The organism is Cytobacillus oceanisediminis (assembly GCF_003182355.1).
Classification (GTDB): Bacteria; Bacillota; Bacilli; order Bacillales; family Cytobacillaceae; genus Cytobacillus; species Cytobacillus oceanisediminis_A.
This window is the reverse complement of the sequence record NZ_QGTW01000005.1, coordinates 56,630-70,242: the sequence shown is the minus strand read 5'-3', so window position 1 is coordinate 70,242 and position 13,613 is coordinate 56,630. Positions and strand designations below refer to the sequence as shown.

The following is a 13,613-nucleotide window of genomic DNA, read 5'->3' as shown; positions in this document are numbered from 1 at the left end:
ACGTGCACTTTTTTAACTATAAAAGATAGGCTGCCAGCCATCCTCCTGCGGTAATGACAACAATTGCCATCTTAGCCGCCAGGGGAATGTGATCGCTGCCTTTTTTATTTACCTTTACTTCTTGTTCATGTACGGCTTCCCGAAAGTTAGGACTGCAGCAGCCCATTATGCTGCACCTTTCCAGCTGGAGATATCATCTTCAAGAGGAAGCTTGTTGGCACGTGCATTTTTAGCTGCTTTAAAGAACAGAGCTACAAGTATTACAGTACCAATTGCCGCACCAATCCAGGAAATATTCATCGGCAAACCAAAACCGATCTTTGCGTTTAGGATATAAGCGATAACCATATATAACATGAAAATACCCGGTATTAGTGAAATCCAGAAGTTTTTCTTGGCAACATACAAGTACATGGCTCCAACAAAGAGAGCGATAACGGCAGTTGCCTGGTTTGCCCAGCTAAAATATCTCCAAAGAAGGTTGAAATCAATTTGTGTAAGAACAACGGATACAGCAAATAATGGAACAGCAATCCATAAACGGCTGGACATTTTCTTTTGTGCAATGTTAAGGTATTCAGCAATAATCATACGGGCACTTCGGAAAGCTGTATCTCCGGAAGTGATTGGAAGTACGACTACACCAAGAATGGCAAGAGTACCGCCAATGGCGCCAAGCATCATAGTAGAGACTTCGCTGACAACTGCTCCAGGTCCGCCGTTCGCAAGCATATCGCTTAATCCGGAATAGCCATCCATTAAGCTCATGGCTGCAGCAGCCCAGATCATCGCAATAACACCTTCTGCAATCATCATACCGTAGAAAATTTTGCGTCCTTGTTTCTCTCTTTGAGTCGTACGAGAAATAATCGGCGTTTGTGTTGCATGGAAACCTGAGAGCGCTCCGCATGTAATCGTAAAGAAGATTAATGGGAAGATAGGAGCATTGTCAGGGTGGAAATTAGATAAAGATAACTCAGGAATTGGTGCACCTTTTACAAGTAAGCCGATACCTACACCAAGAGCACTAATCACAAGCAAAGCCCCAAAGTAAGGATAAAGGCGGCCGATGATTTTATCAACTGGCAATAATGTAGCCAAAATATAATAAACAAAAATTGCAGCGATAATGATTCCGAATGCGATTTTTCCATCCATTAAGACATGAAGCAGGCTCGCTGGTGTAGAAACGAACACAGTACCTACTAATAGTAAGAGCAGAACCGCGAAAGCGTTAACAACGTGTTTCATAACTTTTCCAAGGAACTTGCTTGCAAGCTCCGGCAAATGTGCACCGCGATTGCGGATAGAAATCATTCCTGTTAAATAATCATGGACAGCTCCGGCAAAGATACAGCCGATAACAATCCAGATAAAGGCAACCGGTCCGTAAAGCGCTCCCATAATTGGGCCGAAAATAGGACCAGTACCAGCAATATTCAAAAGCTGAATCAATGAGTTCTTTGGTGTGCTCATCGGAAGGTAGTCAACACCGTCCTGATGTGTATAAGCAGGTGTCGATCTTTCTTCCTTCACTCCGAATACTCTTTCTACAAACTTTCCGTACGTAAAATATCCGATAATTAAAAGAGCAATACCGGCTAGAAATGTAAACATGGTAAATCCCCCTTTATTAAAAAAGCAATATGAATGCGTTTACATATATTATAAAAGAGAAAAAGAGAATTTGAACATTTTGTGTCCAAGATGTAAAAAAAGAAGATTGACATGCAGAAAAGGAGGATTAAGATGCAGGATAGGATATTGGAATTTCGACAAAATTCAGCATTTTCTAGTAATTGGAGCAGTTGTCCACATGGGTATCCACATATTCTGTGGTTAGCAATGGGGAAATTTGTTTTCCGCCAAAGCCGGACGAAGCAATAAAAACTCACAACAACGCAAACAAGCACTTACAAAGCTAACTCCTCGAACTAGACGCAATCTCATTCCACAAACCTCCCCCTCTCTACAATCCACATCCCATCCCAACCCGCAAAACAAAAAAGCACCTGTCCCGATGCTTTTTACAATTCCAGTCTTACTCTCAACGCTTTCACGTAATTCCTGCTCACAGACAGCATTTCTTTCCGGCCTTCCATTTCCAGCTGGTAAGCGCCGTTGAACCAGGGGGTCAGCCGCGTTACATAATCCAGGTTTACCAGATAGCTTTTATGAATCCTGAAAAAGGCGAAAGGGAGGAGCCGGCTTTCCAAATCTTTAAGCGGGGTTTTCGTTTCGTATTCTCCGCTTTTGGCGATGATCCGGGATACCTTTTCGTCTCTGTAGATGTACAGGATATCTTTTGGTTCGAGGTAAAGAATTTCCCCGTCTTCTTCGACAGCCAGTTTGCCGGGCGGTTTGTTTTTTTCTGTTTCTTTTCCTGTGCCAATCAGCTTTTCAATTCGTCTGACTGTTTGTTCGAGCTGTTCTTCGTCATAAGGCTTCAGCAAATAATCAATTGCTTCATAACGGAAGGCTTCGGCAGCAAACTGCGGATAGGCGGTGGCAAAGATGATGAGCGGAACTTTTTTAAGCTCTTTTAGCGATTTAGCCGCTTCCATTCCATTCATCTTTGGCATTTCCACGTCTAGGAATACCACGTCTGGCTGAAGCTGGATGGCCTTCATGACCGCGGCCTCGCCGGATTCGGCCTCGCCAACCAGCTGAATTGAAGGAAAGTCCTCCAGTAAGTGCTTTAGTTCATCCCTGCTGTATCGTTCATCATCAGCTATTAATGTTCTGATTGTTCTGTCCATCATCAACTTCCTCCGTTTGTGGAATGGAAAAATGAATATCTGTGCCAACGCCCGGTGTACTGGTTATTTTCAATGAAGCTTCTTCGCCAAACATCATCGACAGCCGGCGGTTTACATTATAAAGTGCAAGTCCAGACCCTGTTTCCGACTGCAATGTTTCTTTGCCGATCTGCTCGGCTCTTTCCTTACTCATCCCCTGGCCATTATCTTCTACCTTTACCATCGTCATTGCATCCCGTTTCTGAATGGTAATGGTAATCAGACAATCCTGCTCCTTGTCCTTAATCCCATGCTTAACGGCATTTTCAACGATTGGCTGCAGTGTAAGCGGAGGAATTTTTTCCAAAAGGGCGTCTTCATCAATGTCATAGATAACCTCCAGCCGATCGATAAAACGCGTTTCTTCAATTGACAGGTAGGCCTTGACATGCCTTAATTCCTGTTCAAGTGTCGTAACGCTGACCGTGGTGGCAGTCAGATTTTGCCTCAAAAAATGAGAGAGGGATACGAGCAGCTTTCGTGCTTTGGCAGGTTCAATCCGGACAAGGGATACAATGGTGTTCAATGAATTAAATAAAAAATGCGGCGATATTTGTGCCTGCAATGCTTTGATCTCGGCTTCCTTTGCCAGCTGATACGCTTTGTCAGCCTCCGCGATTTCCAGCTGATTGCTGAGCAGGACACTTAGCCCGGATATTAGTTCCATTACAAGATTATTAATTTCTTTTTCGGAGCTAAAATAGAATTTCAGTGTTCCAATTGTCTCACAGCGGAGTTTTAACGGAGCTATGACAGCCGCCCCAAGCGGACAGCTTTCTTCCCGGCAGTGAATGGTCCGGTCATTGGCCACAACCAGTTCCCCGTGCTGAATCACATCCCGGGTAATTTGCGTCTGGATAGGGCTTTTAGAACGGTGGTGATCATCGCCAAGTCCAACATGGGCAAGGATTTCCGTATGGTTAGTAATGGCAACGGCTTTCGCCTGCAGTTCTTTATGTAAAATTTTGCAGACTGCCAAAGCGGATTCATGATTGATGCCCTTACGCAGGTATGCAAGCGTCTGGTCCGCAATCCGCAGTGTTTTTTGTGCATGAAAAGCGCCTGCTTTTTCTTCTTCGTTTATGACATTTTTTATAATAAGGAGAAAAAGTGCGCTGCCAAGGCCATTCGCAATAATCATTGGGATGCCAATCATCTCCACAAGCGCTACCGCTTTCTCAAGAGGCCGCGAAATCCCAATTATAATCAGCATTTGCACTGCTTCTGCAGTGGCTCCAATGAAAAAAGCGGAAGAAAGCTTCACATGCTCATTTTTCTTATGGAAAAAGCCCGCAAGTATTCCCGCAACGATAGAGGCCAAACCGCAGGCAAGTGCCGTAAAGCCTCCAAGCGTAAAACGGTGAAAGCCTGCAATGATGCCGGCGCCAATTCCGACCTTATAACCCCCAAGCAGTCCGGCAAGAACAACACCAATTACCCTCGAATTAGCAATTGCTTCGTCAGAGGCAAGCTCGGATGCCCAGCGGTTAAACTGCAGGGTATCGGTATTGAAGGCAAGCCCAGTATAAGTTCCGATAATGCCAAAAAATCCGAAAAAGAGGATAGCCTTATACTGCTGCTGTCGCTTTAATCTTTCACCATAAATCATATCCCTGAAAAAACGGAACCTTGTCAGGATCAGCGCAATCGTGACAATAATTCCAAGCCGTTCCAGCATTGTAATCAGCAACTCCAACATAGGCAGGGCCCCTTTAACCAAGTTCGTTACAGTTTATTTTAATGGATTAAAGAAAAAATTAAAAATTGGCGGTTTGGAATTTTTCAAAAACCATTACTGTAAACAGGCTTTTCAAGTGTTTGTGTCGAAAGGATAACCCATAAAACGGATAGGAGGCAATGGAGCAGCACGGAATCGGGCATAAACTGGTCACGCGAATGCTGGAGGAGCTTGACGGTGTATATATGATCGGTATGATGTGTGACGAAGGCCGCCAGCCCTACTATGATAAATTCGGAATGATAAAATCATGGCCTATACTCTCAATCAAATTACGCCTGCCAAATTAATAGAAAACCGGCATAACCTGAAAAGCTACCTCCAATCCCAGCTCAGCCCTTTACTCAGGAAAAGGTCATGGATGCAGGACTGGGACCAGCTTGCCAGGAGATTTCAATTACTAAAATTTGAACCATTATCGGAGCCGGAGATTCATTCTTATAGCTGGAATCAAGAACAAATTGCCTCAATCATCCATGAGACAATAGAAAATGTTGAAAAATATCTTCACTTCCAGCACCTGAACATCACCATTGTACCGGCACTTCCTTTTCCATGGTTTCAAAAATACGATCAATCCCTCTGGACAAACGGCTATGCCGTAGGAGCGACTACCATCGTTCTGGCCATCCCGCCTGATCCCGATCCTTTTTTTCTAAGGTATATGCTCGCCCATGAGATGCATCATGATTCCCGGAAAATCCAATCTACAACTTGACATTAGATACCTTTACACTCGCAGATTGGTATAAAATGGAGGGAGGCGCAGAATACTTCAGCCTTTCGCTTTATGATGATAAGCGCTGGTGGAAGGATGATTTTACAGAGGAAGCCGAGCTGGCCTATCAGGAAATAGCGCAAAAAAATATAGGAACGACAAACGATCGTCTAAAAAGCAAAATTTGTTTTGGAGATCAGGAGATGGGGATCCCTGTATTTGCGGGCTATGCTTTTGCTTATAGAATAGTCCGGCAGTATGCTGAACAGCAGCAAGTCAGTAATTATCAGGACTTATATAGAGCAAATCCGCTCGACATCTTTAATACTTATATCACGAAATAGAAGAGGGGGACATCTTCAATGGAAACAGAACTTCTTAACATTTTTGATGATGACAGAAAACAAATCGGCGTGGCATCACGTGCAGAAGTACATACAAAAGGGCACTGGCATGAAACCTTCCACTGCTGGTTTATCAGCAAGGAAGATGATAGAGATTTTATTTATTTTCAGAATCGCAGCAAGGATAAAAAGGATTATCCGGATCTTTTGGACATTACAGCAGCGGGCCATATTTTAAGCAATGAATCTGTTATGGATGGCATCAGGGAAGTAGAAGAAGAGCTGGGGATTAACGTCGCCTTTGAGGAGCTTGTTCCCCTTGGTGTCATTGATTATTGTGCGGAGAAAGAACATTTTATAGACAAAGAATTGGCACATGTTTTCCTATATCACAGCCATCACCCATTAGAAAAATTCAGTCCGCAGCCTGAAGAGGTTTCGGGAATCGTCCGGATTGCTTTGGATGACTTTTATGGCCTGTGGTTTACCGGAAAAGAGTCCATTGCTGCCGATGGATTTGAAATCAATAACGGTAAAAGAATTCCAGTTAGTAAAAATGTGCGCAAAGAGGACTTTGTCCCGCATGAGGACTACTATTACCGGCGTGTGCTGGATTCGATGCGTCAATTGGAGACAGAGAAGTGCTAATGAAAACCGAAGAAGATATTGTTAACGTTGTACAAAAAGACGTGTGGATGATGGAGATTCTCTATGCGGCAAAGTCATTGAACCTGCCTGATTGGTGGGTGTGTGCAGGTTTTGTCAGGGCAAAGGTTTGGGATACTTTACATAGCTTCAGCAAAAGAACTCACTTGCCTGATGTGGATGTCATATACTTTGATAAAAGGAATCTAAGCGAAGAAACTGAGAAGGGATATGAAGCACAGCTAAGGTCCCTAATGCCTGCCATTCCGTGGTCTGTTAAAAATGAAGCGAGAATGCATCTAGTCAATGATATTCCGCCATTTAAGTCATCCGTTGACGCCATCTCTAAATTCCCGGAAACCGCCACCGCCCTTGGGCTAAAGATTGATGAAAACAATGAGATCATTTTAACCGCACCATGTGGAATTAAAGACGTCCTCGCTTTAAAAATCAAGCCGACACCCTATTTTGCAGAAAATGAAAAGCTCTGTGAAATCTATAAACAGCGAGTCACAAAAAAGAGCTGGAAGTCCATCTGGCCTCGGGTTGAAGTAATTCAATCAAACGTTTGATTGAAAAGGCGAGAGTGTATGAAAATAGCCGTTTTTATACTATTGGTTCTATATATGACGATAGGCGATCGGGAACCTTGGCGACAAAATGGTGGAGCTTGTGCCTGAAGAAGTAAAGTCGCGCGCGGAAATCATTGTAATGGGAACATATGATTTTAAAAGTAAACCAAAGCCGAGCGAGTTTAATTTTAGCGGCTATAAGTTCAATGTATCCGAGGTAGAAGCAAAAGCTCCGATCCCAAAGGTGCCAATTAAAGAGGATGGAAATCTGCTGAAAGTCATAATGTTTTCACTGGCAGGCATCGTAACTGTGCTGCTAATCCTGAGATTTTTAGGAAGAGAAAATGCGAAATCTTATTAAGCACACTCCATTTAGATTATAATAGAGAAATAACAACTAAAGAAAAGGCAGGACTTAATATGATCGTAAAAAATGATGAAGATTTAGCAAATTTGAAGGAAATCGGCAAAATCGTCGCCGAAATCCGCGACGCGATGATTGAAAAAACAAAGGCGGGCGTTACGACGAAGGAGCTTGATGATTTTGCGGGAGAGCTTTTTGAAAAGCATGGCGCTATTTCCGGCCCCAAGGGAGAATATGATTTTCCGGGCTTCACATGCATAAGCGTCAATGAAGAAGTGGCGCACGGCATCCCGGGCAGCCGCGTCATCAAAGAAGGAGATCTGGTGAATATCGATGTCTCCGGCTCCAAGAATGGCTATTTTGCAGACACAGGCCTATCTTTTGTAGTGGGCGAGGACGAAAAACTTCAAAAACTTTGCGAAACAGCCATTGAAGCTTTTGAAGAAGGCCTGAAAAAATTAAAGCCCGGCGGCAAGCTAAGCCTAGTAGGCAAAACGGTGCAAAAAATAGCTAAAAACAACGGCTATTCCGTTATCATGAACCTGACTGGCCACGGAATTGGCCGCTCCCTGCATGAAAAGCCGGACCACATCCTGAACTACTTTGACCCATGGGATAAACAGCTATTAAGGGAAGGCATGGTAGTCGCCTTCGAACCATTTATCTCAAGCGGGGATGAAGAAGTAAGGGAAATGAGCGACGGCTGGACATTCGTCACCCCAAACAAAAGCCATGTTGCCCAATGCGAACACACGGTTGTTGTTACTAAAGAAGGTCCAATCATTTTAACAAGATAAGATTATGAAACAGGGGCTGCATATGCAGTTTGTCCCGTTTCTTGTAAAGGTTTTTTTGAAAAAAATGATGAAAATAATCAAATCTAAGGAATGACAGAAATGGAGTAACTGCTTATCTCCCTGTTTCCAGAGATCTGATGCCCGGTGAAAATTTGCACATAGTTAAGAGTGAATACCTCTTTGTGAACCGCCGCAGCAAGGAACGGCACAAACCGTTATTCGTTAAGAGGAAGAGAAATCTTCAAAAAGGATAGTACCGCGTTAACCACGTCCCTTTCATTAGGGGCGTGTTTTTTTGCACTTGGGTATGTTAAAGATCGATATTGTTTTTGGTGTTGATTGGAGCGGGAGGCGCATTCCTCGTAAATGCTTCGTATTGCCTTCGTGCGGTGTTTAATCGCGGATGCATATTCGAAAGAGTGAACGACGTTAAATTAACAGTGGAGATCACAGACGGTTATGTCCTTCAAGCAGGGAAAAGAAACTTTGTAAAACTAAAACCCGCAAAGATGATCAGACCGGGAAATTGCACGAAAAAGCCCCAAAGTGGTTCATAAATACAGAAAGTTGCACGTAAATCATCAAAAATGGTTCATAAAAATAAAAAGTTGAACACAAAGGTTTGAAAAGTGAGTCAAATAACCCGAAAGAAACAAAAATCTGAAGCTGAAAACTGAAAAAATCCAAGGCATATTGCTTTTTCCACTAGCCTTTTTCAAGATATTATAGAAATAGACTAAATTTTTAAAGAAAAGCAGGTGCATTTTAATGAAAGCCATCATTCATGAAGGGAAATCCGGCCGTGCCGGTTTATCCTACGGAGAAATTGCCAAGCCGGAGCCGGCTGCTGGCGAAGTAAGAGTAAAATTAAAAACGGCCGGGTTAAACCACCGTGATTTGTTTGTACTGAACCGCCATCAGCCGGAAGATCCAGCACTCGTAATCGGTTCAGATGGGGCTGGTATCATCGATGCAGTCGGTAAGGGTGTTACAAACGTAAAGTCAGGTGATGAAGTCGTCATCAATCCTGGCCTAGGCTGGAAAGAAAAAAGCGATGCCCCGCCAGCAGGCTTCGAAATCGTCGGCTTGCCGTTCCACGGAACATTTGCCGAATATATCGTGATCCCGGCTGAAAATGCTGCACCAAAGCCAGCACACCTAACCTGGGAAGAAGCTGGCGTCCTTTCACTCGCCGCGCTCACCGCATACAGAGCTTTATTCACTAGAGGAAAATTGCAGGCTGGCATGAAAGTGTTGGTCCCTGGAGTTGGCGGGGGTGTTGCCACATTCTTGATGCAATTCGCAAAGGCAGCAGGGGCAACCGTCTATGTAGCTTCCCGTTCGGAGGAAAAATGCCGTAAGGCTCTTGAACTGGGTGCTGATAAAGCTATAAACAGTAATGACGACTGGAATAAAGCGCTTGGCGGAGAAAAGGTTGACCTTGTCATCGAATCAGTTGGCCCTGCAACCTTTAATAAATCTCTCGAAATCCTCCGCAGCGGCGGTACCATCGTTACATTTGGATCTTCTTCAGGCGACCAGCTTGAACTTAATCTCCGCAGCCTGTTTTATGCACAGCAGAACCTGCTAGGCTCAACAATGGGAAGCGCTGAGGAATATCATGAAATGCTTCAGTTTATTAAAAAGCATCAGATCACGCCGGTTCTTGATCAAGCCATCCGGCTCGAGCAATTTGAACAGGCATTTGATAAAATTGAAAACGCAGCACAATGGGGCAAAATTGCGTTCAAGATCAGTGAATAACAAAAGGGCGAGGCACTGCGCTAAGCAGTTCTCACCCTTTTTCTTACACATTAAGGAATTTCACACAAACCGGATCCGGTACACCAACATCGGACTGAAGCAGCGTCAGCTTACCTGTATTTTCATCCCTAGAATACAAAACAAGATTGCTGGAATTTTGGTTAGATGCGACCACAAATTTTTCTGTAGGATCCAGTACAAAATCGCGCGGCCAGTTTCCTTCTGTTAACGTGTGCTCCACAAACGAAAGCTCGCCATTATCCTGATTTACCGAGAAAACTGCAATGCTGTTATGTCCGCGATTGCCGGCGTAAACAAAACGGCCGTCAGAAGAAATATGGATGGCGCTTCCCTGATTATTTTCCTTAAAATCCTCTGGGAGTGCAGAAATCGCCTGCAGCTGTGTAAAGCTGCCATCCTCCTGATATTGTAGCAAAAGAACTTCAGAACTAAACTCAGTCATGACATATGCGTACTTTACATTCGGATGGAAAACAAGATGCCTTGGACCGCTGCCTGGCTTTACAGACAGTGTGCTTTTTTCTTTTAAAACCCCTTCATTCACTTCATATGTAATCACCTGGTCGATTCCCAGATCAACTGCAATCACATATTTTTCAGCAGGCGTTAGTCCCGCATAGTGCGTGTGAGGCTTTTCCTGCCTGCTGTCCGGACCAGATCCGCTATGCTTCATTACAGAAACCGCAGGGCCAAGAGAACCGTCTGAATTTGTTAAATAGGACTCAACTGTTCCTTTATGATAGTTGGCACTGAACACATTTCTGGCTGATGAATCAACGCTGACATGGCATGGGGGAGGGCCGGCGGATACCTGGCTGTTGATTGCTTCCAGTGAGCCGCTTCCGCTGTCCAAGCGATATGCAGCCACACCGCCAGAGTCGCCTTCTTTAACAACTGAGTATAAATATTGATTATCCTTGCTGATTGTTAAATAAGTCGGATTATCCAATTTCGCCGCCACTTTTACGTCAGAAATTTTGCCTGCTGCTGTATCCAGAACAAAGGAATAAATCCCTTCACTTTCACCCTTTGTGTATGTACCTATGTATCCAATGTACTTGGCCATAAGAAGCCTCCTCTATGTTATTTCTTCTGAAAAATACTCTATCATAATTTGCGCATCAATCAAAAGGAAGAGGAGTTTTTCTATCGAAAAAGAATATATAGGGAGGCTTTTTTAATTCAGAGAGGATGATTCATATGATCACACCTGAATCTATACTGGCCATTTTCGCTCAAATTCTGAAGATACCCCTAAAATTCGCAGGGGAAAACGGCATATCAAAGGAGCTGCCATGTTTGTAAAAGTCTATCAATACCATATCCGGCCGGAAAGTGAACAAGAATTGCTGCATATCCAGCAGAAAGCCGGTGGAATTTATCGTAACTATATAGAGGTCCAGACTACATTTTTACAAAACAAAGAAGATAAAACCCTGTGGACTGAAATCAGTTCGTTCCAGTCTGAAGAGGATTATCACAAATTGCTGCCTCTCATCAATAAAGATCCCCGAATCCAGGATTTGTACAGAAGGTTCGAATTTCTGCTCATCAGCGGTATTAAAGAAGAAAGCTATTATAAAAAAGATGAAAATCAGGGCGGCGCTAAAAGTGATTGAAGCAGCCTGTGGCCCCTTTTATATGAAATGGGGAAGGCGGATCAGCTAGAACAGGCTGAGCTCCGTTTTCACCGAGTCCTGGAAAACTCCGATCACTTCCTCTCAGTGGCGGAAACAAACGGGAAGCTTCTAGGGTATGGCTGGGCGCAGGATTATGGCTTTCACCTTAGAACGGGGAAAAGATTTGCCGGATGCATGACCTATTCGTATTGCCAACCCACCGTAAACAAGGAGTCGCATCCGACCTATTCCAATCGATTCAAGACTGGGCAGAATTCAGGAAGGCTTCCTGGCTGCAATGGAACTCAAGCCCATCCCGATCGGGTTTTATAGAAAGCTTGGGGTAATTCCACTTGAGGACGAAGAAGATTACCCGGTATTCGAAATCGAGTTTCGGCAAAATGACATCTAGCCGGCATACTCCATTACCCAGCAGTCCCGGTATTCACCTTCATGGAGCTCGTTCTTGGGGAGGAGTCTAACCTTTTTATATCCGCATTTTTCATAGCAGCGAATGGCCCGCTCATTGCGGGTTTGCGGGTCCATTGCCAATTTGCCGGCTTGCTTCTCATGGAGCAAGTAATCAGCCATTGCCTTTACAAGCAAAGTGCCTATGCCTTTGTTCCAATATTCGGTTTCACCGATGAACTGGTCCGTGCCGTATACGCTCCCAGTAAAATCACTGTATCCGTAAAGTTCACGGGTTTCTTCATCCAGCCCGTAAAATTGGATATAACCTATGCGGGCTCCTTCATACTCAACCAGGCACCGTTTTATACCATCATCACGGTCAAAAAACTTTTGATTAACCGATTTCAAATCAAAAGGCCGATCACGTCCTTCGTAAAATTCCAAAACAGCTGGGTCGGATAGCCATTTTTGCAATAAGAGATTATCTGAACGTTTTAAAAGCCTGACAGACAATGGGCCAGTTTGGTAAATCATGGCTCCGCCTCCTTTTCTAAAATAAATATTCGTGCTAAAAGCGCTCAATCCTTTTTAAGGAAAATTTTCCTAATTTATTACCCGAATTGCCACTTTTAATTTATAGTAAGTTATAATCGAAGCAAGACATAAGAGAGGAGATATTCTTACATATGGAGCCTATTCAAAAAGTTTCAGCGTATCTTACTCAAAATGCAGAAACATTATCTGAAGAGATCGTGGCAGAAATCGTAAGCAGATTCGGTTTTGAGATTCCTAAACAGGAGTCTGAAGCAGCTGTTTCGATGTATATCGAATTTATGAATTTCCTGGGAACGATGATTGCCAGCAGCGAAGATCAAGTTCCTGATGGTTTGGTCGAATGGAGCAAAGGCAACGGAGAACGGGCAGCTGCGATGGGCGGGAAAATCTCGGATATTGTCACCCGATATCCGGACACCCGCATTGTTTTTACAGATAGATTAAGAAATATCGGGAATGAGCATGGGTTAACGGCAGATGAAGTTATTACGATTGTAAAAAAAGTTAACTATATGCTGGATATAAGCGTTAATGAAACGGTATTTGCTTTTGAGCGGCACACCCAAAAATTAATTAAAGAAAGCCAGATACAAGTGAACGAACTATCTGCTACCATCGTGCCGATTCAGGACAGCATTGCGATTTTGCCATTAATCGGCAGCATTGATTATGACCGGGCCCAAATCATTATTGAAAAAGCTGTTCCCAAAGTAAATCAATTAGGAATTGAGAACCTGATCATTGATTTCTCAGGGACGGTCAATATTGATATCGAAATTGCCAAGCATATTTTTGATATTCGGAATATTCTCCTTCTGACGGGCGTTAACACGATTGCCACAGGCGTGCGCCCCGACTTGGCCAAAAAAGCAGTCACTCTCGGAATAGATTTGACTTCCCTTGAGGTTTATTCGACAGTCCAGCAGGCGATCAAAAGCATAAAATAGGCAAACCGATTGGGGCTGCTCGTGGCAGCTCCCTTTTTTATTAGACTAATGTAAAAGCTCATTATTTTGCACTCTGTTGATTGGAGAGGAAGGGGCGAGCGCCTCGAAAGTGCTTCACCATTTCCTTTGTATGGTGTTTATTCAAGGAGACTTACGCAATATCCTGCGGGAGTGCGGATAGCCGGGAAACACCGCAGGGTTAAGGGGCTGAAAAGGCTCCCGGACCGCCCGCTGTTCGCTAGTGCCTGGAGCGGAAATCAGCAGACAAGAGTGACAGCTTTCTATTAAAAAAATGTTGTCGAAGCCACCATCCCGTGATA

17 protein-coding genes are annotated in these 13,613 nt (G+C 43.8%); 11 read left to right on the top strand and 6 right to left on the bottom strand.

The window, feature by feature from the left end; genetic code table 11:
• Positions 1 to 16 precede the first annotated feature (16 nt).
• From DFO73_RS28615 to DFO73_RS11170, 4 genes are all read right to left on the bottom strand, one after another.
• Positions 17 to 166 carry a hypothetical protein gene (locus DFO73_RS28615; RefSeq protein WP_181395981.1) on the bottom strand — a complete coding sequence of 50 codons (150 nt, stop codon included), beginning with the start codon at positions 164 to 166 and terminating at the stop codon, positions 17 to 19.
• Positions 166 to 1,617, bottom strand: a complete 1,452-nt coding sequence (locus tag DFO73_RS11180) for a carbon starvation CstA family protein (protein ID WP_110064875.1) — start codon at positions 1,615 to 1,617, stop codon at positions 166 to 168. Before DFO73_RS11180 ends, DFO73_RS28615 begins: the two co-directional genes overlap by 1 nt.
• Positions 1,618 to 2,027: 410 nt before the next feature.
• Positions 2,028 to 2,759: a LytR/AlgR family response regulator transcription factor gene (locus DFO73_RS11175; RefSeq protein WP_110065049.1), complete on the bottom strand. Its 732-nt coding sequence runs from the start codon at positions 2,757 to 2,759 to the stop codon at positions 2,028 to 2,030.
• Positions 2,728 to 4,497 (bottom strand): sensor histidine kinase, encoded by a 1,770-nt coding sequence (locus DFO73_RS11170; RefSeq protein ID WP_110064874.1) that lies wholly within the window; start codon positions 4,495 to 4,497, stop codon positions 2,728 to 2,730. The genes DFO73_RS11175 and DFO73_RS11170 overlap by 32 nt, the downstream gene beginning before the upstream one ends.
• Before the next feature lie 158 nt (positions 4,498 to 4,655).
• Here DFO73_RS11170 and DFO73_RS28610 point away from each other — a divergent pair, with 158 nt between their 5' ends.
• The 8 genes from DFO73_RS28610 to DFO73_RS11135 all read left to right on the top strand — a co-directional run bounded on the left by DFO73_RS28610 (position 4,656) and on the right by DFO73_RS11135 (position 9,740).
• On the top strand, positions 4,656 to 4,826 hold the full coding sequence (locus tag DFO73_RS28610; RefSeq protein WP_181395998.1) for a hypothetical protein: 171 nt from the start codon (positions 4,656 to 4,658) through the stop codon (positions 4,824 to 4,826).
• 71 nt (positions 4,827 to 4,897) lie between these two features.
• Entirely contained in the window at positions 4,898 to 5,254 is a 357-nt protein-coding gene (locus tag DFO73_RS29290) for a hypothetical protein (RefSeq protein ID WP_258309404.1), read from the top strand.
• A gap of 35 nt (positions 5,255 to 5,289) precedes the next feature.
• Entirely contained in the window at positions 5,290 to 5,598 is a 309-nt protein-coding gene (locus DFO73_RS29285) for a DUF2268 domain-containing protein (RefSeq protein ID WP_258309402.1), read from the top strand.
• 18 nt (positions 5,599 to 5,616) lie between these two features.
• Positions 5,617 to 6,246 (top strand): NUDIX hydrolase, encoded by a 630-nt coding sequence (locus DFO73_RS11160; protein ID WP_110064873.1) that lies wholly within the window; start codon positions 5,617 to 5,619, stop codon positions 6,244 to 6,246.
• Positions 6,240 to 6,815 (top strand): nucleotidyltransferase family protein, encoded by a 576-nt coding sequence (locus tag DFO73_RS11155; protein ID WP_110064872.1) that lies wholly within the window; start codon positions 6,240 to 6,242, stop codon positions 6,813 to 6,815. The genes DFO73_RS11160 and DFO73_RS11155 overlap by 7 nt, the downstream gene beginning before the upstream one ends.
• A gap of 100 nt (positions 6,816 to 6,915) precedes the next feature.
• Entirely contained in the window at positions 6,916 to 7,176 is a 261-nt protein-coding gene (locus tag DFO73_RS11150; protein ID WP_142669522.1) for a hypothetical protein, read from the top strand.
• A 59-nt stretch (positions 7,177 to 7,235) separates the two neighbouring features.
• On the top strand, positions 7,236 to 7,976 hold the full coding sequence (gene map / locus DFO73_RS11145) for a type I methionyl aminopeptidase (protein WP_110064870.1): 741 nt from the start codon (positions 7,236 to 7,238) through the stop codon (positions 7,974 to 7,976).
• A 768-nt stretch (positions 7,977 to 8,744) separates the two neighbouring features.
• The gene (locus DFO73_RS11135; RefSeq protein ID WP_110064868.1) at positions 8,745 to 9,740 is read left to right on the top strand and encodes a zinc-binding dehydrogenase; all 996 of its coding nucleotides are present in this window, start codon (positions 8,745 to 8,747) and stop codon (positions 9,738 to 9,740) included.
• A gap of 43 nt (positions 9,741 to 9,783) precedes the next feature.
• Here the strand turns inward: DFO73_RS11135 and DFO73_RS11130 are convergent, their stop codons facing one another.
• Positions 9,784 to 10,827 (bottom strand): lactonase family protein, encoded by a 1,044-nt coding sequence (locus DFO73_RS11130; RefSeq protein WP_110064867.1) that lies wholly within the window; start codon positions 10,825 to 10,827, stop codon positions 9,784 to 9,786.
• A gap of 229 nt (positions 10,828 to 11,056) precedes the next feature.
• Between DFO73_RS11130 and DFO73_RS11125 the strand changes: the two genes are divergently transcribed.
• Together DFO73_RS11125 and DFO73_RS29815 are read left to right on the top strand one after the other, a co-directional pair.
• Positions 11,057 to 11,380: a hypothetical protein gene (locus DFO73_RS11125; protein ID WP_110064866.1), complete on the top strand. Its 324-nt coding sequence runs from the start codon at positions 11,057 to 11,059 to the stop codon at positions 11,378 to 11,380.
• A gap of 191 nt (positions 11,381 to 11,571) precedes the next feature.
• Positions 11,572 to 11,727 (top strand): GNAT family N-acetyltransferase, encoded by a 156-nt coding sequence (locus tag DFO73_RS29815; protein ID WP_110064865.1) that lies wholly within the window; start codon positions 11,572 to 11,574, stop codon positions 11,725 to 11,727.
• A 61-nt stretch (positions 11,728 to 11,788) separates the two neighbouring features.
• Here the strand turns inward: DFO73_RS29815 and DFO73_RS11115 are convergent, their stop codons facing one another.
• The gene (locus tag DFO73_RS11115) at positions 11,789 to 12,325 is read right to left on the bottom strand and encodes a GNAT family N-acetyltransferase (RefSeq protein ID WP_110064864.1); all 537 of its coding nucleotides are present in this window, start codon (positions 12,323 to 12,325) and stop codon (positions 11,789 to 11,791) included.
• A 152-nt stretch (positions 12,326 to 12,477) separates the two neighbouring features.
• Between DFO73_RS11115 and DFO73_RS11110 the strand changes: the two genes are divergently transcribed.
• Entirely contained in the window at positions 12,478 to 13,293 is an 816-nt protein-coding gene (locus DFO73_RS11110) for an STAS domain-containing protein (protein WP_110064863.1), read from the top strand.
• Positions 13,294 to 13,613: the final 320 nt, after the last annotated feature.